The organism is Phocaeicola plebeius DSM 17135 (assembly GCF_000187895.1).
GTDB lineage: Bacteria > Bacteroidota > Bacteroidia > Bacteroidales > Bacteroidaceae > Phocaeicola > Phocaeicola plebeius.
The window spans coordinates 114095-137642 of sequence record NZ_DS990122.1 but is presented as its reverse complement, the minus strand read 5'-3'; the positions used below and the strand labels follow the sequence as shown (position 1 = coordinate 137642).

Here is a 23548-nt window from a genome sequence, read left to right as displayed (position 1 = left end):
TTATGGCCGGAATAAAATCTTTGGCAAAGGATACTGCCATTTATGGACTGAGCAGTATCGTAGGACGTTTTTTGAATTATTTGTTGGTTCCTCTTTACACGGCAGTACTTCCTGCTGCTTCTGGAGGATATGGAGTAGTGTCGAATGTATATGCCTATACGGCACTGATTCTGGTGTTGCTGACCTTTGGTATGGAAACGGGATTTTTCCGTTTTGCCAATAAGTCGGACGAGGATGCGCAAAAGGTATATGCCAATTCTCTGTTATTTGTGGGAGGACTCTCGCTGCTGTTTGTGGTGCTGTGTATGGCTTTTTTGCATCCGCTTTCAGCCTTGTTGGAGTATCCGGACCATCCCGACTATATTGCCATGATGGTGTGTGTGGTGGCCCTCGATTCCTTTCAATGTATACCTTTCGCCTACCTGCGTTATAAGAAACGGCCTGTCAAGTTTGCGGCCATCAAATTGCTGAACATCATAGGAAACATTCTGCTGAATCTTTTCTTTCTGCTGGTTTGTCCGTGGCTCGATGTCTATGCGCACGAAACTGTCAGCTGGTTCTATAACCCCGATTATCTGGTAGGATATATTTTCGTGTCCAACCTGATTATGTCGGCCTTGCAGATGTTCTTCTTCATACCCGAGCTGCGCGGTGTGTCCTACCGTATGGATAAGGTACTGATGAAGCGCATGATCAACTACTCTTTCCCGATTCTGATATTCGGGCTGGTCGGTATCCTCAATCAGACGGTCGACAAGATGATTTATCCCTATCTGTTTGATGACCGTTCGGAGGGACTGGTACAGCTGGGTATTTACAGTGCCACCAGTAAGGTAGCTTTAGTCATGGCCATGTTTACCCAGGCTTTCCGTTATGCCTACGAGCCCTTTGTCTTCGGCAAAAATAAAGATGCTGACAGCAAGAAGATGTATTCTTCTGCCATGAAGTACTTCTTTATCTTTTCTCTTTTGGCATTCTTGGCCGTGATGGGCTACATGGACATCCTGAAGTACATGGTAGCTTCCGACTATTGGGAAGGACTGAGCGTAGTAGCCATCGTGATGCTGGCCGAGATAATCAAAGGTATTTATTTCAACCTTTCTTTCTGGTATAAGCTGACGGATGAAACCTATTGGGGAGCTTACTTCTCTCTTATCGGATGTGTCGTGATTTTAGGCTTGAACATCTGGCTGGTGCCTACTTATGGTTATGTAGCTTCGGCCTGGGCATCTGTAGCCGGATATGGCGTGATTACCCTGTTGTCTTATTTCATCGGACAGAAAAAATACCCTGTGGCTTATCCGTTGAAGCGGATGACTGCCTATCTGATTTTGGCGTTGGTGCTTTATGCCTTGTCACAAGAAACACCTATTGCCAACCTTTGGTTACGTTTAAGTTACCGCACCTTATTAATATTGGTTTTTGTGGCATTTATTATCAAAAAAGATTTACCTTTAAGGAGTCTTCCATTTGTCAACCGTTTCTTTAAATAAGAAATGTGGGGTGGGGCATATAGGCTGAATTGTAATTTATAAATCGGATAAGTATGGAACTAGGGAACAAGAGGAAATTCCTCCTTCGTAAATTCTTCAATGAGTATCTGGACTTGAACCGGAGCAAGGAAGATGAACAGCTGACGGTAGATGCCATCCGCAGTGGGGTAGAGTTTAAAGGGACCAATCTTTGGGTCTTGATTTTTGCTACCTTTATTGCTTCACTGGGACTGAATGTCAATTCTACGGCGGTAATCATCGGTGCCATGTTGATTTCTCCTTTGATGGGACCTATCATGGGAGTGGGACTTTCTATCGGACTGAATGATTTCGAGCTGATGAAGCGTTCACTGAAAAGTTACCTGGTAGCTACGCTGTTCAGTGTGACGACTGCCACGATTTATTTTTCTTTTACTCCGCTGGATGAAGTTCAGTCGGAATTGTTGGCACGTACCTCGCCTACCATTTACGATGTGTTCATAGCCTTAGTGGGTGGTCTGGCTGGCATTGTGGCATTGGCAACGAAGGAAAAGGGAAATGTAATACCGGGTGTGGCCATTGCTACAGCCTTGATGCCGCCGTTGTGTACGGCTGGTTTCGGTATTGCCACGGGGAATCTGCTGTATTTTTTAGGTGCCTTCTATTTGTATTTCATTAACTCCGTTTTTATCAGTCTGGCCACTTACATTGGGGTGCGGGTGATGCACTTCCAGCGCAAGCAGTTTGTAGATAAAGCTCGTGAAAAGTTGGTAAAACGCTATATCATCTGGATAACCATCGGTACGATGTGTCCGGCTGTTTACCTTACTTATAATATTGTGCGGGAAACCTTCTACCAGTCTGCAGCCAATCATTTCATTGCAGAAGAACTGCAGTTCCCTGACTCTCAGATTTTAAGTCGGGAAATTTCCTATGACAAGCGTGAAATAAAGGTTGTGTTTGTCGGAAAGGAAGTCTCAAAAGATCAGATTGCGGCTGCCCAGCATCGTTTGGCGGATTATAATCTGGCAAAAACCAATTTGGTAGTATTTCAAGGAATGGGTGACGGCAGTGCGGTAGACATCAGCAACATTAAGTCGATGGTGATGGAAGATTTCTATCGGAACAGCGAAAAACGCTTGAAGGAGCAGGATGAGGAAATCAATACCCTGCATAAGCAATTGGCTGACTTTTCCGGTTCAGACTGGATGGGTAAGCAGTTAGGGCAGGAGTTAAAAGTCTTGTTCCCCGAAATTAAAACTCTTTCTGTTTCAAAGAGTCTTCGCCTGTCAGTTGACAGTTCCCGGATAGACACCTTGACATACGCCATTATTGATTGTCAGCGGGTGCCTGATTCGAAGAGTCGCGATAAAATCGTGAAATGGCTGAAAGCAAAGACAGGAGATGCTCATTTACAGCTGATTGTGGAGTGATTTAAAACTGTAGTGTACTAAATAAGTTGACACAATTTATTTAGTAACATGCGTAAAAATCGAAAGTTTTCAAAGGCAGAATGCCTGTCTTATCTGGAAGAATATATGTGTTCTTCTCAGAACCACAGTGAATTTGAACGAGAAAAAGGTCTGAAACGCACCACAATTAGCCGCTGGCTTCGTATCTTTGGGCTTGAAGATAAACCAAGTCCCATTATGAGCAAGAAACTAAGTCAGACCGAGCAGGAGCTTCATGACCGTATTCATGAGCTCGAGCGGAAAATCAAGTCCTTGGAAGTAGAGTTGAAGCAGTCCAACATGGCCCGTGACGCCTACGACTACATGATCGACCTTGCGGAAAAGACCTATAACATTCCGGTAAGAAAAAACTCCGGTGCCAAGTAATCCGAGGCCTGTCTCAAGGCGGACGCCGTTACCGCGTGCGTCCGCTTTGCAGATTGCTTGGCATATCAGCACAGGGATACTACAAGCATGACTATGCCTCAAACGAGGCTGACATACTCTCTGCCAGCATTGTATTGTACTGCCTGTACGTCCGCCAGAAGGAATGTCTTCCCAAAGCGGGCTGTCGGGAACTCTACACACTCTGCCGTGAATACTTCAGGGAAAAGTTCACCATAGGACGGGACAGGTTTTACAATGTGCTCCGTTTCAACTCGCTCATGCTCAGGCGGACAAGGTACCGTCCTCGTACCACGGACTCCAGACACGGTTACCGTCTTTACAGGGATCTTGTAAACACTTCTCCCAAGTACACGCCTGCGGGCAATGGCCGGCTTGTGGTGGCGGACATCACCTATATCTATACCAGAGAAGGTTTTGCCTATCTTTCACTGGTGACTGACGCCTACAGCAGATACATAGTCGGATACTGCCTGAGCAGGAGTCTGGATGCAGAGGGACCGCTGAGAGCTATGTACATGGCTCTGGAGACCTACCGTGCCTACGGAATCAGTACGGAGGGCATGATACACCACTCTGACCGTGGCGTGCAGTATGCCTCGAAGCAGTACACGAACCTGCTGCTTTCACAAGGCATCAGAATCAGCATGACCCAGACGGGAGACCCGCTTCACAATGCCCTGGCCGAGAGGATGAACAACACCCTGAAGAACGGGTGGCTCTTCAATGAAGGTGATATGGACTTCAGACAGGCAGAGGAAGCCGTAAGTAAATCCGTAGCGATGTACAACAATGCCAGACCACACAGGGCACTGGGTATGAAGACTCCTATGGAAGTCTTTTCAGGCAGAGGAGGAAACCCTCTTATGGAATATCGGTATAACTGAAAGATGTGCTCGTCGGGGCGGGGACTCCCGCCCCTTGCCGCATGGCGCTCCCCGAGCGATGAGTTTTTAAGGAGTAAATATATCGATATTGATTTTTTGTTGTAGTTTTGCAGAACTGACAACCTTTCTAGGAATATAATGTTTAACCTGTCAACTTTTGTCAGGAATTAATCTTCAAACTGACAACTATTTTCAGTACACTTCAACGCAAGTACATTTTAACTAAAACGCCTAAGCGTTTGATTTAAAACTCTTAGGCGTTTCAATGAAAACGCTTAGGTATTTTAGTTCGAATGCCTAAGCGTTTTTTTAGTTGCTAAAAATTAACTTATTTCACTTTCTGTGTGCAGCGGATGGCAGTGACTTCCTGAGCCTGTGGGTTCGTGGCTTTCCTGGTACAGTAATCGAATTCTGCCGACTTTTCTCCGCTGAAAGAATTCCATTTCAGTTTCAGTTTGACAGTTTCTCCCTGCGTATCGGGCAGTTCATCCAGCTTGAAAGCAACCAGTGCATCTCCCATTTTACCCTCTGTATCACCAAAGGCATTGTGGCGGAATTCTACCTCATAAGAATTGTCCGGATTCTGTGTACTGATCAGGTTGACGAAATGTGATTGTCCGTTACCCCAGCGAGTGGCAAACCGGAGTGTCAGGTATCCATCTTCCGCAATGGTTACCCAGTCATTCAGTATTTCTACTGGGTCGTTTCCATACGTATGATTATTTTCCTCTTCTCCCCAATTAGGAGCCATCGGTTTGGTCAGTATACTGTCTATCCAGTTGATGAATACAGCTTTGTCATACTCCTGAGGAGCTGCGTCAGCCAATTCAATATTGGCCAGTGCTCTTACCTCCTTCTCGCCAAAGGGAGAAGTTGTCATATTTACCGGACGCAAGGTTGTGCTGTCATCCAGTTGCAGATACGGTGTATTGTCTGCACTCTGTTTTACAGTGACAAGTGCATTGGCGTAATAGTGTGAAAGAGAAAGGTTGTTATCGTCATCGTCCAGACATGATTGAATCCCCATAGACAAACACAGAGTTGTCAGGATGAAAAAACCTTTGCGAATGAATGATTGAGCTTTCATAATACATTATTTTTTAAGTTTACTTTCTTCTTGTTGTTTGTACATAAAATGCTTGAAGTGGGTAATTCCTGCATGTAAAATGGTTAAATGGTGTTTCATTTTTTCGCAAAGACATAAAAAAAGCAGTTACGAATTTCGTAACTGCTTTTCGTGGACCAGCCAGGGCTTGAACCTGGGACCTCCAGATTATGAGTCTGTTGCTCTAACCAACTGAGCTACAAGTCCGGTATTCCAAAAGAATTAGTTTGGAAATGCGTTGCAAAAGTAATGGTTTGAGTTGAAATCTGCAATATTTAGCTAGAAAAAAATGATAAAAAAAACTAATGGGACAGATGCTTGCAATATATGTTGTATTTTTGCCGACATTAATAATTAATTATCAGACGTATGTCACACAACACACAAGATTCTCGTTTTAAGGGGTTAACTGATCAAGAAGTTCTTCAAAGTCGTCAAAAATATGGGGTGAATCTGTTGACTCCTCCCAAACGTCCGTCAATCTGGAAACTGTATCTGGAGAAGTTTCAGGACCCGGTTATTAAAGTGCTACTTGTTGCAGCAGCTTTTTCTTTGCTAATTTCAATTATTGAAAGTGAATATGCAGAGACAATCGGTATATTTTTTGCTATTTTTTTGGCTACCGGCATTGGATTCTATTTTGAATATGATGCCAATAAGAAATTTGATTTGTTGAATGCCGTAGGAGAGGAGACTCCGGTAATGGTAATTCGTAATGGTAAAGTACATGAGATTCCTAAAAAAGATATTGTCGTAGGGGATGTGGTGATATTGAATACCGGTGATGAAATTCCGGCAGACGGGGTATTACTGGAAGCAGTGTCATTACAAGTAAATGAATCAAGCCTAACTGGTGAGTTGATGGTGAATAAAACCACGGATGAGGCTCATTTTGATGAAGAAGCTACTTATCCGTCCAATTCCGTAATGCGTGGAACGACAGTAACGGATGGTCACGGAGTGATGTGCGTAGAAAGAGTGGGAGATGCTACCGAAATTGGTAAGGTGGCTCGGCAGGCTACAGAACAAAGCCAGGAACAGACTCCGTTGAATTTACAATTGACTAAATTGGCTAATCTGATAGGAAAGGTTGGTTTTACAATTGCCATATTGACTTTCGTAATCTTTACAGCGAAAGATTTGTATGCGTATTTGAGTGTGACGGCTGTGACCGACTGGCATCAGTGGCTTGAAATAGCACGTATCGTGTTGAAGTATTTTATGATGGCTGTCACCTTGATTGTGGTAGCGGTACCGGAAGGATTGCCTATGAGTGTGACCTTGAGTCTGGCATTGAACATGCGCCGTATGCTGAAAACGAACAATCTGGTTCGTAAGATGCATGCATGCGAAACAATGGGAGCCATTACGGTGATTTGTACAGATAAGACAGGTACACTGACACAGAACCTGATGCAGGTGTATGATGCGCAGTTGGATGAATCTCAGAAGAACCTGATAGCAGAAGGCATAGCGACAAACTCTACCGCTTTCCTGGAAGAGAAAGAAGGAGAAGGTAAGCCGTCCGGAGTAGGAAACCCTACGGAGGTGGCTCTTTTGCTTTGGCTGAATGAACAGGGAGTGGATTACATTTCATTGAGAAATCAGGCAAAGACGGTAAATCAGCTTACTTTTTCTACGGAAAGAAAATACATGGCTACGCTGGTCGAGTCTTCTGTCTTGAACGCACGTGTACTTTATGTGAAGGGGGCTCCTGAGATAGTGATGGGAAAATGTAATCTGGAAGGAAGCCGGATTAAGCAATATAATGAACAGCTTTTGGCTTACCAGAATCAGGCTATGCGTACATTGGGAGTGGCTTATAAGGTGATACCTGAAAATAGCAATACGGATTGTGCGGAACTGGTGAAAGAAGGCGGATTGACATTTATGGGAATTTTCGCTATCAGTGACCCGATTCGTCCGGATGTGCCTGATGCGGTGAAGAAATGTCAGTCGGCTGGTATCCGTGTGAAGATTGTAACGGGAGATACTCCGGGCACAGCAACTGAAATCGCACGACAAATCGGGCTGTGGACATCGGAAGATACGGAACGGAACCGCATTACCGGAGTGGAGTTCGCTGCCTTGAGCGATGAAGAAGCTTTGGAAAGAGTGGTCGATTTGAAGGTGATGAGCCGTGCACGTCCGATGGATAAGCAACGTCTGGTACAGTTGCTTCAGCAAAAAGGTGAAGTAGTAGCAGTGACTGGTGACGGAACAAATGACGCACCGGCATTGAATCATGCACAGGTGGGTTTGTCTATGGGAACAGGTACTTCTGTGGCGAAAGAGGCCAGTGATATTACGTTGTTGGATGACTCCTTCCATAGCATTGCTACTGCAGTGATGTGGGGACGTTCGTTGTATAAGAATATCCAGCGCTTTATTGTGTTCCAGCTGACCATCAATGTAGTAGCTTTGCTGAGCGTGTTGCTGGGTGCCTTTTTAGGTACGGAGCTTCCGCTGACGGTTACTCAAATGCTGTGGGTGAACCTGATTATGGATACATTTGCAGCAATGGCGTTGGCGTCTATTGCACCGAGCATGGATGTAATGAATGAAAAACCTCGCAAGCGTACTGATTTTATCATATCTCCTGCCATGCGGAACAATATATTCGGTGTGGGTGCCGGATTCTTGATTGTACTGATGGGGCTGCTGGCTTTCTTTAAGAACATGCCTGGCGGTATGGATGTGCATCATCTGACTGTCTTCTTTACGATTTTTGTCATGCTGCAGTTCTGGAACCTGTTTAATGCCAGCGTATTTGGTACGAATCATTCTATCTTTAAAGATGCCGGTCATGCGATGGGTATGTTAGGAGTGGCATTGATTATTCTGGTTGGTCAGTTCATTATTGTTACTTTTGGAGGCAAGGTTTTCCGTACAGAGCCTTTGCCTGCATTGGAATGGGCTTATATCATAGCCGGTACTTCTGTGGTACTTTGGATTGGTGAGATTTGGCGAGGAGTTAAACGGATGATGAAAAAATGAACCGGATTAAAAATATTATATTTGATTTAGGCGGTGTGCTCCTTGACTTGGATGTTAACCGTTGTATGGAACGTTTGGAGGAGGTTGGACTGCGTGAAGTGCGTCAGTGGATGACCGGAACGAATGAAAAAGGATTCTTTAAGGAGTATGAGTGCGGCACACTGACTACGGACCAGTTTCGGGATCGTATTTGCAAAGAAGTGGGTCGTGAACTTCCGGGTGAGGAGATAGATCAGATATGGAATGCTATGTTGAAAGATATTCCAGATTATAAGTTCGAATTGTTATTGAAACTTCAAGAGAACTATAAATTGTATTTATTAAGTAATACAAATGATTTGCATTGGGAGCATTGTGCTGATAAGTTCGTTTATAAAGGAATGCAGATGCTTGGTTGCTTTACGCGAGTGTTTCTTTCATATCAGATGCATTTAGCAAAGCCTGATGCTGAAATTTTTCGGACCGTATTGAAAGAGGCAGGGATTAAAGCAGAAGAAACTCTTTTTGTAGATGATTCCAAAGATAATTGTCAGGCAGCTTCTTTATTAGGGATTAAAGTTTTTCACTATGTTCCAGGAGATAATCTGGAAATACAACTTCAAAATTTCATAAGTAAATAAATGGAAATAGTTACAGGTTCTGCAAGTATAAGTCTTCCCCCATGTGTAGCGACGATAGGCTGTTTTGATGGAGTACATAGAGGACATCAATATTTGCTTGAGCAAGTTCATAATATTGCCAAGGCAGAAGGTATCGCTTCTTGTTTGATAACTTTTGCTAATCATCCTCGGCAGGTTTTGGATACCAGTTTTCGTCCTCGGCTGCTCACGTGTCTTTCTCAGAAAATAGAACGTTTTGAACAATCACCGATAGAGTATTGCGTGTTGTTGCCTTTCACAAAGGAGTTGTCGCTGCTATCTGCTCGTGAATTTATGAAGGTTCTGCATGAAGAATATCAAGTGCAGACTCTTTTTGTAGGCTATGATCATCATTTTGGTCATAGTAAGGATGAAGGTTTTCAGGAGTATTGCCAATATGGGAAAGAATTTGGTATGCGAGTGATGCAATCTAAGGCCTTAACGGAAGATGGAGTTTCTGTCAGTTCTACCTTGATTCGTTCTTGCTTGTGTGAGGGAAAGATAGAATTGGCAAATTCTTATCTAGGTTATCATTATTATTTGACCGGAAGGGTGGTTGACGGTCGTAAGGTAGGGCGTACTTTGGGCTTCCCTACAGCCAATATTCAGCCTTTGTGCGCAGATAAACTATTACCTGCATCAGGAGTGTATGCGGTATATGTCTATTTAGGAGGAAAACGGTACGAGGGAATGCTGAACATTGGAAGTTGTCCGACTGTACACGATGGAGACAAGTCAATAACAGTGGAGGTGCATATCCTGGATTTTGAAAAGGATATTTATCAGGAAACCATAAAAGTAGAGTTTATAGACTATATACGTCCTGAAGTAAAATTTGAAAATGTGGAAGAGTTGACGTTGCAATTGCAAAAAGATAAGATTGTTGCAAAAAAACTTTTAGACCAAAAGGAATAAACTATTTGGCAGCATTTGAATTGTCTGTATCTTTGCAGCAAATTAGATATTTGAATTGAATGAAAACATTTGAAGAACTTGGCGTTTCGCAAGAAATACGCAAGGCAATTGAGGAAATGGGATATGAAAATCCCATGCCCGTGCAGGAAGAAGTGATCCCGTATTTGTTGGGAAACGGCAATGATGTAGTGGCTCTGGCACAAACCGGAACCGGAAAAACAGCCGCATTTGGTCTGCCGCTGATTCAGAAGATTGATGTGAAAAATTGTGTGCCGCAGGCATTGGTGCTTTGCCCGACACGTGAACTTTGTCTGCAAATTGCAGGTGACTTGACTGACTACTCTAAGTATATTACAGATTTGAAGATTTTGCCGGTCTATGGCGGGTCTTCCATCGATAGTCAAATCCGTAGTATGAAAAGAGGTGTGCACATTATTGTAGCAACTCCCGGCCGTTTGATTGACTTGATGGAACGTAAAGTAGCCCGTTTGGAAACTGTCCGCGACGTCGTGATGGACGAGGCTGACGAGATGCTGAACATGGGTTTTACGGATAGTATAAATACAATTCTTGAGAATGTCCCGAACGATAGAAATACATTGATGTTTTCCGCAACGATGAGTCCGGAAATTGCTCGTATTGCTAAAACCTATTTGCACGATGCGAAGGAAATTACTATCGGAACGAAGAATGAAGGGAGCAAGAATGTAAATCATGTAGCATATATCGTACATGCGAAGGATAAATATCTGGCTCTGAAGCGTGTGGTTGATTTTTATCCTCAAATTTATGGCATTGTTTTTTGTCGTACACGAAAAGAAACTCAAGAGATTGCTGATAAACTTATACAAGATGGATATAGTGCAGATTCTTTACACGGAGAATTGAGTCAGGCTCAACGTGATTTGGTAATGCAGAAGTTCCGTCAACGCCATTTGCAGCTTCTTGTTGCAACGGATGTGGCAGCCCGTGGGTTGGATGTGGACAGCTTGACTCATGTGATTAATTACGGTTTGCCGGATGATATTGAAAGCTATACGCATCGGAGTGGTCGTACAGGACGTGCCGGAAAAACAGGAATTTCGATTGCCATTATTAATTTGCGCGAAAAGGGTAAAATGCGCGAGATTGAGCGTATTATCAAGAAAAAATTTGAAGTTAGCGAGTTGCCTACCGGAAAGGAAATTTGCGAACAGCAGTTGATAAAGGTTATTGATGATATTGAAAAGGTAAAGGTAAGTGAGGAGGAAATCGAGACTTTCCTTCCAGGAATTTATCGTAAACTTGATTGGCTGAGTAAAGAGGATTTGATTAAACGTGTTGTTTCTTTGGAGTTTAACCGTTTCTTGGATTATTATAAGAATGCACCTGAGATAGAGCAACCTAAGGCTAATGATAAAAAAGCGGAAACGAAAGAATCTCGTAAAGGAGATAAAGAAAAAGTTGGCCGTAAAGCTGAGAAAGGATATACGCGTTTATTCTTGAATTTGGGAAAAACAGATGGATTTTATACGAATCAGATTATAGATTTGGTAAATCGCAACCTGAAAAAAGAACGAATCCAAATTGGTCGTATTGATTTGATGCAGAATTTCTCGTTTTTTGAAGTGATTCAAGAACAAGCTCCTCAGGTGATAAAGGCTTTGAATAAAGTTGTATTGAGCGGGGGACGTAAAGTTTGTGTAGAGATTGCGGGTGAGAATACAGGGAAAAGCGATAAGAGCGGAAAGAAAAAGAAAGTAGCGACTGAAAAGAAAGCAGATAAGCCTTCAAAAGTAGAGAAGGCGAAGAAACCAAGTCGGGAAGAAAGAGGGTATACCAGTCCTCGCGGCCCGAAAAAAAAGGATGACTGGAAACAGTTTTTCCAGCAGGATAATCAACCGCTTCGTGGAGAGGAACCTGATTTCTCAGAAGAAGGTTGGGCTAAACGCAGCAAACGTAAAAAATAAGTAAAAGCGGAAGGGACTCCTTCCGCTTTTACTTATTTGAAAAACTATTTTTATAACAGTCTTTTCATGAAGAGATGGGCAGACAAAAAGTTTTTTGAAGTGGATTATGGGCGTGTAAGCTAGAAAAAGAATGTGATTTATTAGTTTACTCCAACTTTTTTCCTACATTTGCCGTATAAATTCATTAAACAGTTTAATCATTATGGAAAACGAAAACAAAAATCAGCTTCAGATAGAACTAAAAGAAGAAGTGGCACAGGGAACTTATGCGAATCTTGCAATTATTACTCATTCAAGCTCTGAATTTATCCTTGACTTTGTACGTGTGATGCCGGGTTTGCCGAAAGCAGGCGTTCAATCTCGTATTGTAATGACTCCGGAACATGCAAAGCGCCTGATGTTTGCATTGCAGGACAATGTCACTAAGTATGAACAGAATTTTGGTCAGATTCGGATGCCGGAACAACAGGCACAAGGTGGAAAAACTTTCGTCCCGCCGTTGAGCGATTTCAAAGGAGAAGCTTAAAAAAATATAAATAGCGGATTCAAAAGGCTCATTTCCCGTTTTTTTCGGGAAATGAGCTTTTTTCTTTTTAAAAACAGTTTGTCTATTAAAAAGTTATTTGTAATTTTGCAGCCCGAAATGTAGTATTTCGACAAGGATTGTAGAAACAATAAGAAACAAATATATAACAATTAAAAATCAAACAAAATGCCTACTATTCAACAGTTAGTAAGAAAAGGAAGAACGGTTTTGGTTGATAAGAGTAAATCACCGGCATTGGATTCATGTCCTCAGAGACGTGGCGTTTGCGTGCGTGTTTACACTACAACTCCGAAAAAACCGAACTCAGCAATGCGTAAAGTTGCTCGTGTGCGTCTGACAAACTCTAAGGAAGTGAACTCTTACATTCCGGGAGAAGGACATAACTTGCAGGAACACTCAATCGTTTTGGTTCGTGGTGGTCGTGTGAAAGACCTTCCGGGTGTACGTTATCACATCGTTCGTGGTACACTGGATACAGCAGGTGTAGCAGGCCGTACACAGAGACGTTCTAAGTATGGCGCTAAGCGTCCGAAACCAGGACAGGCAGCTCCGGCAGGAAAGGGTAAGAAATAATCCTCGCTGAGTACAATCCTTATTAAGAAAAAACTTTTATAAATTCGTTTTGGTTTGTTGGAAAAGCTTTAAGGTTGAGTAAATGCTTCGGAGGAAGCGTTGAAGTAGACAGAGATGCAGCCCCAAACTAAACATTATTATCAAACAAAATGAGAAAAGCAAAACCAAAAAAACGTGTGATCCTTCCGGATCCAGTATTTAATGATCAGAAGGTTTCTAAGTTCGTAAACCATCTGATGTATGATGGAAAGAAGAATACTTCTTACGAAATCTTCTACAACGCACTGAAAACAGTTGAAACTAAGCTTCCGGGTGAAGAAACTTCAGCATTGGAAGTTTGGAAAAAAGCTCTTGATAACGTAACTCCTCAGTTGGAAGTAAAATCTCGCCGTATTGGTGGTGCTACTTTCCAGGTTCCTACCGAAATTCGTCCGGATCGTAAGGAGTCAATCTCTATGAAGAATCTGATTGCTTTTGCCCGTAAACGTGGTGGAAAGTCAATGGCTGATAAATTGGCTGCAGAAATCCTTGATGCGTATAACGAACAGGGTGGTGCTTTCAAGCGTAAGGAAGATATGCACCGTATGGCTGAAGCTAACCGTGCTTTCGCTCACTTCAGATTTTAATCTAGTTAATAACTTTAAGACGAATTAAAATGGCTAAACATGATTTGCATTTGACCCGTAACATCGGAATCATGGCGCACATCGATGCTGGTAAGACAACTACTTCTGAACGTATCTTGTTTTACACAGGTTTGACTCATAAGATTGGTGAGGTACACGATGGTGCTGCTACCATGGACTGGATGGAACAGGAGCAGGAACGTGGTATTACTATTACTTCAGCTGCTACAACTACTTATTGGAAGTATGCTGGTAACAAGTATAAAATCAACTTGATTGACACTCCGGGACACGTGGACTTTACTGCGGAAGTAGAACGTTCACTCCGTGTATTGGATGGTGCTGTGGCTACTTATTGTGCTGTAGGTGGTGTTGAACCTCAGTCAGAAACAGTATGGCGTCAGGCTGATAAATACAATGTTCCTCGTATCGGTTATGTTAACAAGATGGACCGCTCTGGAGCTGACTTCTTCGAAGTTGTTCGTCAGATGAAGGATGTATTGGGTGCTAATCCATGTCCGGTTGTAATTCCTATCGGTGCAGAAGAATCTTTCAAAGGTGTAGTTGACCTGATTAAGATGAAAGCTATCTTGTGGCACGATGAAACAATGGGTGCTGACTATGATGTAGAAGAAATCCCTGCAAACTTGGTAGACGAAGCTCAGGAATGGAGAGATAAGATGCTCGAAAAAGTAGCTGAGTTTGATGAAGCTTTGATGGAGAAATATTTCGATGATCCTTCTACAATTACAGAGGAAGAAGTAATGCGTGCTTTGCGTGCAGGTACTTTGAAGATGGAAATCGTTCCGATGTTGTGTGGATCTTCATTCAAGAATAAAGGTGTACAGACATTGCTTGATTATGTATGTGCATTCTTGCCTTCTCCGCTGGATACTCCGAACATCGTTGGTACTAACCCGAGCACAGGTGCTGAAGAAGACCGTAAACCGGATGAAGATGAAAAGACTTCAGCTTTGGCATTTAAGATTGCTACTGACCCGTATGTAGGTCGTTTGACTTTCTTCCGTGTGTACTCAGGTAAAGTAGAAGCTGGTTCATATATTTACAACTCTCGTTCAGGAAAGAAGGAACGTGTATCTCGTTTGTTCCAGATGCACTCAAACAAGCAGAATCCTGTGGAAGTAATTAGCGCTGGTGATATTGGTGCTGGTGTAGGTTTCAAGGATATTCGCACTGGTGATACTCTTTGCGATGAAACTGCTCCGATCGTTCTTGAATCAATGGACTTCCCGGAACCGGTTATCGGTATCGCAGTAGAGCCTAAGACTCAGAAAGACCTTGACAAGTTGTCTAACGGTTTGGCTAAGTTGGCTGAAGAAGACCCGACATTTACTGTGAAGACTGATGAACAGACAGGACAGACAGTTATCTCTGGTATGGGTGAGCTTCACTTGGATATCATTATCGACCGTCTGAAACGTGAGTTCAAGGTTGAATGTAATCAGGGTCGTCCTCAGGTTAGCTACAAGGAAGCAATTACTAAGACAGTTGAATTGCGTGAAGTTTACAAGAAACAGTCTGGTGGTCGTGGTAAGTTTGCTGACATCATCGTTTCTGTAGGTCCAGTTGATGAAGACTTCAAACAGGGTGGTCTGCAGTTTATCGATGAAGTGAAGGGTGGTAACGTTCCTAAGGAATTCATTCCTTCAGTTCAGAAAGGTTTCTTGACTGCAATGAAGAACGGTGTATTGGCTGGTTATCCGCTTGATTCTTTGAAGGTCGTTTTGAAGGATGGTTCATTCCACCCGGTTGACTCTGACCAGTTGTCTTTCGAAATCTGTGCTATCCAGGCATACAAGAATGCTTGTGTGAAGGCAGGTCCGGTTCTGATGGAGCCGATCATGAAGCTGGAAGTTGTAACTCCGGAAGAAAACATGGGTGATGTAATCGGTGACTTGAACAGACGTCGTGGTCAGGTAGAAGGTATGGAAACAAGCCGTTCTGGTGCTCGTATCGTAAAAGCAATGGTTCCATTGGCTGAAATGTTCGGTTATGTAACTGCTTTGCGTACTATCACCTCAGGTCGTGCAACTTCTTCAATGACTTACGATCACCACGCTCAGGTTTCTAGCTCAATCGCTAAGACTGTACTGGAAGAAGTTAAAGGTCGCGTAGACTTGGTATAAAAAGAAATAGGATGGAAGTTGATGAGGACTAGCGAATGACTCTTAGTCCTCAAGCTTCCTTCCCAATATAAACAATTAATAATTTAATAAACAAATGAGTCAGAAAATCAGAATTAAACTGAAATCTTACGATCACAACTTGGTAGACAAGTCAGCAGAAAAGATTGTAAGAACTGTGAAGGCTACAGGTGCTATTGTAAGCGGTCCTATTCCATTGCCTACACACAAACGTATTTTTACTGTAAACCGTTCGACTTTCGTTAACAAGAAGTCACGTGAACAGTTTGAATTGTCTTCTTACAAGAGACTGATTGACATCTACAGCTCAACTGCTAAGACAGTAGACGCTTTGATGAAATTGGAATTACCGAGTGGGGTAGAAGTAGAAATTAAAGTTTAATCAATTAAAAATTAACTGAAATGCCAGGATTATTAGGAAAGAAAATCGGAATGACATCCGTTTTCAGTGCTGATGGTAAGAATGTACCATGCACTGTTATCGAAGCTGGTCCTTGTGTAGTTACTCAGATTAAGAGTGTAGAAAAAGATGGCTATGCAGCTGTTCAGGTAGGTTTCCAGGACAAGAAGGAAAAGCACACTACTAAACCGTTGATGGGTCACTTTAAGAAAGCTGGAGTAACTCCAAAGAGACACTTGGCCGAGTTCAAAGATTTCTCAGAAGAATTGAATTTAGGTGACACTATCACTGTAGAATTGTTCAATGACACTGCTTATGTAGATGTAATTGGTACTTCTAAAGGAAAAGGTTTCCAGGGTGTTGTAAAACGTCATGGATTTGGTGGTGTAGGCCAGACTACTCACGGTCAGCACAACCGTGCCCGCAAACCGGGTTCTATCGGTGCTTGTTCTTACCCTGCTAAAGTATTCAAAGGAATGCGTATGGGCGGACAAATGGGTGGTGACAGAGTAACTACTCACAACTTACAGGTATTAAAAGTGATTCCTGAACACAACTTGCTGTTGATTAAAGGTTCTGTTCCGGGTTGCAAAGGTTCAATCGTAATAATTGAGAAATAATGGAAGTTAACGTATTAAATATTAAGGGTGAAGATACCGGCAAAAAGGTTGCTTTGAACGAAGCTATCTTCGGAATCACTCCAAATGATCACGCTATCTATCTGGATGTGAAGCAGTATATGGCTAATCAGCGCCAGGGTACTCACAAGTCTAAGGAAAGAAGCGAAATCAGTGGTTCTACTCGTAAATTAGGTCGTCAGAAAGGTGGCGGCGGTGCACGTCGTGGTGATATCAACTCTCCAGTATTGGTGGGTGGTGCTCGCGTTTTTGGTCCTAAACCTCGCGATTATTGGTTCAAATTGAACAAGAAAGTGAAAGTTTTGGCTCGTAAATCTGCATTGGCATATAAGGCACAGACTAACAACATCGTAGTAGTAGAAGACTTTACTTTTGAAGCTCCTAAGACTAAAGATTTTGTAAATGTTGTGAATAATCTCAAAGTGGCTGGTAAAAAGCTACTTATGGTTTTGCCGGAAGCAAATAAAAACGTATATTTGTCTGCTCGTAACTTAGAGCGTACAAATCTTGCAATTGCTTCTGCGCTGAATACATACTCTGTATTGAACGCAGAAACTCTTGTTGTGACAGAAAGTGCTTTGAAAGCTATCGAGGAAACCTTAGTGAAATAATTAAAGGAGGCTGAAGTAATATGGGAATGATTATTAAACCGTTGGTTACAGAAAAAATGACGGCAATATCTGAAAAGTTCAACCGCTTTGGATTTATTGTTCGTCCTGAAGCTAACAAATTAGAAATTAAGCGTGAAATCGAAGCTATGTATAATGTGACTGTAGTAGACGTAAATACAATTCGCTACGCAGGAAAGAATAAGAGCCGTTATACTAAGTCTGGTCTTATCAATGGACGTACAAATGCTTATAAGAAAGCTATCGTTACATTGAAAGAAGGTGATACTATTGATTTTTATAGCAATATTTAAATAAAAGATGGCAGTACGTAAATTTAAGCCCACAACACCGGGGCAGAGACACAAAATTATTGGTACTTTTGAAGAAATTACTGCATCGGTACCAGAAAAATCTCTTGTATATGGAAAGCGTTCTACTGGTGGTCGTAACCACGTAGGTAAGATGACAATGCGCTATATCGGCGGTGGTCACAAGAGAAAATTCCGTATTATTGATTTCAAGAGAAATAAAGACGGTGTTCCAGCAGTCGTTAAAACAATTGAATATGATCCGAACCGTTCGGCTCGTATCGCTTTGTTGTTTTATGCTGATGGTGAAAAAAGATATATCATTGCTCCTAATGGATTGCAAGTAGGTAGCACTTTGATGTCTGGAGCGAATGCGGCGCCTGAGATTGGTAACGCACTTCCTCTTGAAAACATCCCCGTGGGTACTGTAATTCACAACATTGAATTACGTCCGGGTCAGGGTGCTGCTTTGGTAAGATCGGCTGGTAACTTTGCTCAGTTGACATCTCGTGAAGGTAAATATTGTGTAATCAAATTGCCTTCAGGTGAAGTAAGACAAATCTTGAGTGCTTGTAAAGCTACTATCGGTAGTGTAGGTAACTCAGACCATGCATTGGAATCATCAGGTAAGGCTGGTCGTTCTCGCTGGTTGGGCCGTCGTCCTCACAACCGTGGTGTTGTTATGAACCCTGTTGATCACCCGATGGGTGGTGGTGAAGGACGTCAGTCAGGAGGTCACCCGAGATCACGTACAGGCTTGTATGCTAAGGGCTTGAAGACAAGAGCACCTAAGAAACAGTCTTCTAAGTATATTATTGAAAGAAGAAAGTAATAACAACTGATTAATTGAGTAATTTATGAGTCGTTCATTAAAAAAAGGTCCATATATTAATGTAAAACTGGAAAACAAGGTGCTGGCTATGAATGAAAGCGGCAAGAAATCAGTTGTTAAGACATGGGCTAGAGCTTCAATGATTTCGCCTGATTTCGTAGGGCATACAATTGCAGTTCACAACGGAAACAAATTTATTCCTGTTTACGTTACTGAAAACATGGTTGGTCATAAGTTGGGTGAATTTGCACCAACTCGTACTTTCCGTGGTCATGCAGGTAACAAGAAAAAATAATAACAGGACGCACATTTGAAATAATAAAGTAATAAATAATGGGAGCAAGAAAAAAAATATCGGCTGAAAAGAGAAAAGAAGCCCTTAAAACCATGTATTTTGCAAAATTGCAAAATGTGCCTACTTCTCCGCGTAAAATGCGTCTCGTGGCTGACATGATTCGTGGTATGGAGGTAAATAGAGCACTTGGTGTCTTGAAGTTTTCTTCTAAAGAAGCTTCTGCAAGAGTGGAAAAATTGTTACGCTCTGCTATTGCTAACTGGGAACAGAAAAACGAACGTAAAGCTGAAGACGGCGAATTGTTTGTAACTAAGATTTATGTTGACGGGGGAGCAACCTTGAAAAGAATGAGACCGGCTCCACAGGGTAGAGGTTACAGAATTCGTAAACGTTCAAACCATGTGACTTTGTTCGTTGATTCTAAGAATACTAATGATAAAAATTAAGAGTAGATGGGACAGAAAGTTAATCCGATAAGCAACCGTTTAGGAATTATCAGAGGATGGGATTCTAATTGGTACGGTGGCAAGAATTATGGTGACGCTTTGCTGGAAGACAGCAAAATTCGTAAATATCTGAATGCCAGACTTGCAAAAGCCAGCGTTTCAAGAATCGTTATTGAACGTACTCTGAAATTGGTGACAATTACTGTATGTACTGCTCGTCCGGGTATTATCATTGGTAAAGGTGGTCAGGAAGTTGACAAACTGAAAGAAGAGTTGAAGAAGATCACCGATAAGGATATCCAGATTAATATCTTTGAAGTTAAGAGACCGGAACTTGATGCTGTGATTGTAGCTAACAACATCGCTCGTCAGGTAGAAGGTAAAATTGCTTACCGTCGCGCTATCAAGATGGCTATCGCCAACACAATGCGTATGGGAGCTGAAGGTATCAAAGTGCTGATCTCTGGTCGTTTGAATGGTGCTGAAATGGCTCGTTCAGAAATGTACAAGGAAGGACGTACTCCATTGCATACTTTCCGTGCAGATATCGATTATTGTCATGCTGAAGCTTTGACAAAAGTTGGTTTGCTGGGTATCAAGGTTTGGATTTGCCGTGGAGAAGTGTATGGAAAACGTGAGTTGGCTCCAAACTTCACTCAGAGCAAAGAAAACAACCGTGGAGGAAACGGTAACAATGGTGGAAAGAACTTCCGCAGAAAGAAAAATAACAATCGCTAACGATTTGAATTTTAGGAATTATGTTACAACCGAAAAAAACAAAATTCAGAAGACAGCAGAAAGGTAGCGCTAAAGGTAACGCCCAAAGAGGACATCAGTTGGCTTTTGGTTCTTTTGGCATCAAGTCTCTTCAGACTAAATGGATTACAGGTCGTCAGATAGAGGCAGCTCGTATTGCTGTAACAAGATATATGCAGCGTCAGGGTCAGATTTGGATTCGTATCTTCCCGGACAAACCTATTACTCGTAAGCCAGCCGATGTACGTATGGGTAAAGGTAAAGGTTCTCCAGAAGGTTTCGTAGCACCTGTAACTCCAGGTCGTATTTTGATCGAAGTAGAAGGTGTATCTTTCGATGTAGCAAAAGAAGCTCTGCGTCTTGCTGCACAGAAACTTCCTGTTACAACTAAGTTTATTGTTAGACGTGATTACGACGCAAGTCAAAATGCTTAATTGATATGAAGATTGCAGAAATTAGAGAAATAGCTACCAACGAATTGGCAGAAAGAATTCAGACTGAAGTTGCCAATTACAATCAAATGGTTTTAAATCATTCGATCTCTCCGCTGGAAAATCCTGCACAGATTAAGAAGTTACGCAGAACTATTGCGCGTATGAAAGCAGAATTGCGTCAGAGAGAACTTAACAAATAATAATGGTCCTCATGGAAGCTAGAAATTTAAGAAAAGAAAGAACTGGTGTTGTAGTTAGCAATAAAATGGATAAGACCATTACTGTTGCTGCTAAGTTTAAAGAAAAACACCCTATTTATGGTAAGTTCGTTTCTAAAACGAAAAAATACCATGCTCATGACGAAAAGAATGAATGCCAGATTGGCGATACTGTTCGCATCATGGAAACTCGTCCTTTGAGTAAAACTAAGAGATGGAGATTGATTGAAATTATTGAAAGAGCTAAGTAATTATGATACAAGCAGAATCCAGACTTACAGTATGTGACAACAGTGGTGCGAAAGAAGCTCTTTGTATCCGCGTATTAGGCGGTACAAAGAGACGTTACGCCTCTGTTGGGGATGTTATTGTAGTTTCAATAAAGAGTGTTATCCCCTCAAGTGATATTAAAAAAGGTGCAGTATCTAAGGCCTTGATTGTACGTACAAAGAAAGAAATCCGTCGTGCTGACGGCTCTTACATTCGTTTTGATGACAATGCTTGCGTATTGCTGAATAACGCAGGTGAAATTAGAGGAAGTCGTATTTTTGGCCCGGTTGCGAGAGAATTGCGTAACGCAAACATGAAAGTGGTTTCACTTGCACCTGAAGTACTTTAATTTTGTAAAAGATTTAAGTAATGAGTAAATTACATATTAAAAAAGGCGATACAGTTTACGTAAACTCTGGTGAAGATAAGGGTAAAACTGGCCGCGTATTGAAGGTTCTTGTTAAAGAAGGACGTGCACTGGTAGAAGGTATCAATATGGTATCTAAGAGTACCAAACCTAACGCAAAGAATCCTCAGGGGGGTATTGTGAAGCAGGAAGCTCCTATTCACATCTCTAACCTGAATCCTGTAGACCCGAAAACAGGAAAACCGACTCGTGTGGGTAGAAGAGAAAGTTCTGATGGAAGAACATTTGTTCGTTATGCTAAAAAATCAGGAGAGGAGATTAAATAATGAGTAATACTGCTAGCCTTAAGAAAGAATATGCAGAGCGCATTGCTCCTGCTTTGAAGAATCAATTCCAGTATTCTTCATCAATGCAAATCCCTGTACTTAAGAAGATTGTAATCAATCAAGGCTTGGGTATGGCGGTAGCTGACAAGAAGATTATTGATGTGGCAATCAATGAATTGACTGCTATTACAGGACAGAAAGCTGTGGCTACTGTTTCTCGTAAGGATATCGCTAACTTTAAGTTGCGTAAGAAAATGCCTATCGGTGTGATGGTAACTTTGCGCCGTGAAAGAATGTATGAATTCCTTGAAAAACTGGTTCGCGTTGCATTACCACGTATCCGTGACTTCAAAGGTATTGAAAGCAAATTTGACGGAAGAGGAAACTATACATTGGGTATTCAGGAACAGATTATCTTCCCTGAAATCAACATTGATAGCATCACCAAGATTTTGGGTATGAACATTACTTTTGTAACTTCTGCCCAGACTGACGAAGAAGGTTATGCTTTGTTGAAAGAATTCGGATTACCGTTTAAAAACGCTAAAAAAGATTGATAAGATATGGCAAAAGAATCAATGAAGGCTCGTGAAGTAAGAAGAGCTAAACTTGTTGCTAAATATGCTGAGAAGCGTGCTGCGTTGAAGAAGATTGTAAATTCTGGTGATCCTGTAGAAGCTTTTGAAGCAGCTCAGAAGTTGCAGGCTATCCCTAAGAACGCTAATCCTATTCGTTTACACAATCGTTGTAAACTGACTGGCCGTCCTAAAGGTTATATCCGTCAGTTCGGTATTTCACGTATTCAGTTCCGTGAAATGGCTTCAAACGGTTTGATTCCTGGCGTTAAGAAAGCAAGCTGGTAATTTATTTTTTTATTAAATATTGTCAGGGTAGTCCTGATTAATTTAACAATTAATTTTTATGACAGATCCAATCGCAGATTATCTCACTAGATTGAGAAATGCAATTAGTGCTAAGCACAGAGTGGTGGAAGTACCTGCTTCAAATTTGAAAAAGGAAATTACAAAAATCCTTTTTGATAAAGGTTACATCCTGAACTACAAGTTTGTTGAAGACGGTCCTCAGGGTACTATCAAAGTGGCTCTGAAGTATGATGCAGTTAACAAGGTTAACGCTATCAAGAAACTTGAAAGAGTATCTACTCCAGGTATGCGTAAGTATACTGGATACAAAGACATGCCGAGAGTTATTAATGGATTAGGTATTGCTATTATATCTACTTCCAAAGGTGTTATGACAGACAAAGAAGCTGCTGAACTGAAGATTGGTGGTGAAGTTCTTTGCTATGTATATTAATGTTAGGAGGATAAGCAATGTCAAGAATTGGTAAATTACCCATTAGTATCCCTGCTGGAGTAACAGTTACTCTGAAGGAAAATGTTGTGAACGTAAAAGGACCTAAAGGTGAGTTGAGTCAGTTTGTAAATCCTGCTATCATTGTAGAGGTTGCAGACGGACACGTGGTGTTGAAGGAAAACGAAGAAGCTATGCTTGATAACCTGAAACAGCGTCATGCATTCCATGGTTTGTATCGTGCATTGATTAACAACATGGTTGTAGGTGTTTCTGAAGGTTACAAGAAAGAATTGGAATTAGTCGGTGTAGGTTACCGTGCTTCTAATAACGGTAATATCATTGATTTCGCTTTGGGTTATACTCATAATATCTTTATGCAGTTGCCTCCCGAAATCAAGGTAGAAACTAAATCTGAAAGAAATAAGAACCCTCTTATCATATTGGAATCTTGTGACAAACAGCTGCTTGGTCAGGTTTGTTCAAAAATACGTTCTTTCCGTAAGCCTGAACCTTATAAAGGAAAAGGTATTAAGTTTGTTGGTGAAGAAATTCGTAGAAAGTCTGGTAAGTCAGCTGGCGCTAAATAATTCACATAAAATC

The 23548-nt window shown here is 41.8% G+C and carries 30 protein-coding genes and 1 tRNA gene; 29 read left to right on the top strand and 2 right to left on the bottom strand.

Translation table 11 applies throughout. The features are described from left to right. Window positions 1–2 precede the first annotated feature (2 nt). From BACPLE_RS04765 to BACPLE_RS04750, 4 genes are read left to right on the top strand one after another with little or no spacing between them, the layout of a single operon-like run. Window positions 3–1493 (top strand): oligosaccharide flippase family protein, encoded by a 1491-nt coding sequence (locus tag BACPLE_RS04765; RefSeq protein WP_007559407.1) that lies wholly within the window; start codon window positions 3–5, stop codon window positions 1491–1493. A gap of 53 nt (window positions 1494–1546) precedes the next feature. Beyond that, on the top strand, window positions 1547–2905 hold the full coding sequence (locus BACPLE_RS04760) for a TIGR00341 family protein (protein WP_007559406.1): 1359 nt from the start codon (window positions 1547–1549) through the stop codon (window positions 2903–2905). Window positions 2906–2953: 48 nt separating this feature from the next. Next, window positions 2954–3310 carry a hypothetical protein gene (locus BACPLE_RS04755; RefSeq protein ID WP_007559405.1) on the top strand — a complete coding sequence of 119 codons (357 nt, stop codon included), beginning with the start codon at window positions 2954–2956 and terminating at the stop codon, window positions 3308–3310. Beyond that, window positions 3310–4215 carry an IS3 family transposase gene (locus BACPLE_RS04750; protein WP_148374617.1) on the top strand — a complete coding sequence of 302 codons (906 nt, stop codon included), beginning with the start codon at window positions 3310–3312 and terminating at the stop codon, window positions 4213–4215. The genes BACPLE_RS04755 and BACPLE_RS04750 overlap by 1 nt, the downstream gene beginning before the upstream one ends. A 328-nt stretch (window positions 4216–4543) precedes the next feature. On the opposite strand, the gene BACPLE_RS04745 is transcribed toward BACPLE_RS04750, so the two are convergent. Further along, window positions 4544–5302 (bottom strand): NigD1/NigD2 family lipoprotein, encoded by a 759-nt coding sequence (locus BACPLE_RS04745; RefSeq protein WP_007559402.1) that lies wholly within the window; start codon window positions 5300–5302, stop codon window positions 4544–4546. Between the two features lie 151 nt (window positions 5303–5453). Then, window positions 5454–5527 (bottom strand) — tRNA-Ile (locus tag BACPLE_RS04740). A gap of 162 nt (window positions 5528–5689) precedes the next feature. Between BACPLE_RS04740 and BACPLE_RS04735 the strand changes: the two genes are divergently transcribed. From BACPLE_RS04735 to rplF, 25 genes are all read left to right on the top strand, one after another. After that, the gene (locus BACPLE_RS04735) at window positions 5690–8317 is read left to right on the top strand and encodes a calcium-translocating P-type ATPase, PMCA-type (protein WP_007559401.1); all 2628 of its coding nucleotides are present in this window, start codon (window positions 5690–5692) and stop codon (window positions 8315–8317) included. Continuing rightward, window positions 8314–8937, top strand: coding sequence for an HAD family hydrolase (locus BACPLE_RS04730; protein ID WP_007559400.1), 624 nt, complete (start codon window positions 8314–8316; stop codon window positions 8935–8937). Before BACPLE_RS04735 ends, BACPLE_RS04730 begins: the two co-directional genes overlap by 4 nt. After that, a complete protein-coding gene (locus BACPLE_RS04725; RefSeq protein ID WP_007559398.1) occupies window positions 8938–9870 on the top strand; it encodes a bifunctional riboflavin kinase/FAD synthetase in 933 nt (310 codons plus the stop codon). Between the two features lie 59 nt (window positions 9871–9929). Beyond that, window positions 9930–11819, top strand: coding sequence for a DEAD/DEAH box helicase (locus BACPLE_RS04720; RefSeq protein ID WP_007559396.1), 1890 nt, complete (start codon window positions 9930–9932; stop codon window positions 11817–11819). Window positions 11820–12021: 202 nt separating this feature from the next. Continuing rightward, window positions 12022–12345: a DUF3467 domain-containing protein gene (locus BACPLE_RS04715; protein ID WP_007559395.1), complete on the top strand. Its 324-nt coding sequence runs from the start codon at window positions 12022–12024 to the stop codon at window positions 12343–12345. Between the two features lie 186 nt (window positions 12346–12531). After that, window positions 12532–12939 carry a 30S ribosomal protein S12 gene (rpsL, locus tag BACPLE_RS04710; protein ID WP_007559394.1) on the top strand — a complete coding sequence of 136 codons (408 nt, stop codon included), beginning with the start codon at window positions 12532–12534 and terminating at the stop codon, window positions 12937–12939. 149 nt (window positions 12940–13088) lie between these two features. Then, the gene (rpsG, locus tag BACPLE_RS04705; RefSeq protein WP_007559393.1) at window positions 13089–13565 is read left to right on the top strand and encodes a 30S ribosomal protein S7; all 477 of its coding nucleotides are present in this window, start codon (window positions 13089–13091) and stop codon (window positions 13563–13565) included. 29 nt (window positions 13566–13594) lie between these two features. Further along, window positions 13595–15712, top strand: coding sequence for an elongation factor G (fusA, locus tag BACPLE_RS04700; protein WP_007559392.1), 2118 nt, complete (start codon window positions 13595–13597; stop codon window positions 15710–15712). Window positions 15713–15806: 94 nt separating this feature from the next. Next, window positions 15807–16112, top strand: coding sequence for a 30S ribosomal protein S10 (gene rpsJ, locus BACPLE_RS04695; protein WP_002558075.1), 306 nt, complete (start codon window positions 15807–15809; stop codon window positions 16110–16112). Window positions 16113–16132: 20 nt separating this feature from the next. Next, complete coding sequence (rplC, locus tag BACPLE_RS04690) at window positions 16133–16750, top strand: 50S ribosomal protein L3 (RefSeq protein ID WP_007559391.1); 618 nt, start codon at window positions 16133–16135, stop codon at window positions 16748–16750. After that, on the top strand, window positions 16750–17379 hold the full coding sequence (rplD, locus tag BACPLE_RS04685; protein ID WP_007559390.1) for a 50S ribosomal protein L4: 630 nt from the start codon (window positions 16750–16752) through the stop codon (window positions 17377–17379). The genes rplC and rplD overlap by 1 nt, the downstream gene beginning before the upstream one ends. 20 nt (window positions 17380–17399) lie before the next feature. Beyond that, entirely contained in the window at window positions 17400–17690 is a 291-nt protein-coding gene (gene rplW, locus BACPLE_RS04680; RefSeq protein WP_007559388.1) for a 50S ribosomal protein L23, read from the top strand. Window positions 17691–17697: 7 nt separating this feature from the next. Beyond that, window positions 17698–18519: a 50S ribosomal protein L2 gene (gene rplB, locus BACPLE_RS04675; RefSeq protein WP_007559387.1), complete on the top strand. Its 822-nt coding sequence runs from the start codon at window positions 17698–17700 to the stop codon at window positions 18517–18519. Between the two features lie 25 nt (window positions 18520–18544). Next, window positions 18545–18814 carry a 30S ribosomal protein S19 gene (gene rpsS, locus BACPLE_RS04670; RefSeq protein WP_007559385.1) on the top strand — a complete coding sequence of 90 codons (270 nt, stop codon included), beginning with the start codon at window positions 18545–18547 and terminating at the stop codon, window positions 18812–18814. 38 nt (window positions 18815–18852) lie between these two features. Then, window positions 18853–19260 (top strand): 50S ribosomal protein L22, encoded by a 408-nt coding sequence (gene rplV / locus BACPLE_RS04665; RefSeq protein WP_007559383.1) that lies wholly within the window; start codon window positions 18853–18855, stop codon window positions 19258–19260. A 6-nt stretch (window positions 19261–19266) separates the two neighbouring features. Next, window positions 19267–19998: a 30S ribosomal protein S3 gene (gene rpsC / locus BACPLE_RS04660; protein ID WP_007559382.1), complete on the top strand. Its 732-nt coding sequence runs from the start codon at window positions 19267–19269 to the stop codon at window positions 19996–19998. 20 nt (window positions 19999–20018) lie between these two features. Next, window positions 20019–20450 (top strand): 50S ribosomal protein L16, encoded by a 432-nt coding sequence (rplP, locus tag BACPLE_RS04655; RefSeq protein ID WP_007559380.1) that lies wholly within the window; start codon window positions 20019–20021, stop codon window positions 20448–20450. A gap of 5 nt (window positions 20451–20455) precedes the next feature. Beyond that, window positions 20456–20650, top strand: a complete 195-nt coding sequence (rpmC, locus tag BACPLE_RS04650; RefSeq protein WP_007559379.1) for a 50S ribosomal protein L29 — start codon at window positions 20456–20458, stop codon at window positions 20648–20650. Between the two features lie 11 nt (window positions 20651–20661). Then, entirely contained in the window at window positions 20662–20919 is a 258-nt protein-coding gene (gene rpsQ / locus BACPLE_RS04645; RefSeq protein ID WP_040312450.1) for a 30S ribosomal protein S17, read from the top strand. Window positions 20920–20921: 2 nt separating this feature from the next. Then, a complete protein-coding gene (rplN, locus tag BACPLE_RS04640) occupies window positions 20922–21287 on the top strand; it encodes a 50S ribosomal protein L14 (protein ID WP_007559377.1) in 366 nt (121 codons plus the stop codon). Window positions 21288–21307: 20 nt separating this feature from the next. Continuing rightward, window positions 21308–21631, top strand: coding sequence for a 50S ribosomal protein L24 (gene rplX / locus BACPLE_RS04635; protein WP_007559376.1), 324 nt, complete (start codon window positions 21308–21310; stop codon window positions 21629–21631). After that, window positions 21631–22188, top strand: coding sequence for a 50S ribosomal protein L5 (gene rplE / locus BACPLE_RS04630; RefSeq protein ID WP_007559375.1), 558 nt, complete (start codon window positions 21631–21633; stop codon window positions 22186–22188). The genes rplX and rplE overlap by 1 nt, the downstream gene beginning before the upstream one ends. A 6-nt stretch (window positions 22189–22194) precedes the next feature. Next, complete coding sequence (rpsN, locus tag BACPLE_RS04625) at window positions 22195–22494, top strand: 30S ribosomal protein S14 (protein WP_007559374.1); 300 nt, start codon at window positions 22195–22197, stop codon at window positions 22492–22494. A 58-nt stretch (window positions 22495–22552) separates the two neighbouring features. Beyond that, window positions 22553–22948 carry a 30S ribosomal protein S8 gene (rpsH, locus tag BACPLE_RS04620; protein WP_007559373.1) on the top strand — a complete coding sequence of 132 codons (396 nt, stop codon included), beginning with the start codon at window positions 22553–22555 and terminating at the stop codon, window positions 22946–22948. Window positions 22949–22965: 17 nt separating this feature from the next. Continuing rightward, window positions 22966–23535 carry a 50S ribosomal protein L6 gene (gene rplF / locus BACPLE_RS04615; RefSeq protein WP_007559371.1) on the top strand — a complete coding sequence of 190 codons (570 nt, stop codon included), beginning with the start codon at window positions 22966–22968 and terminating at the stop codon, window positions 23533–23535. Window positions 23536–23548 lie beyond the last annotated feature (13 nt).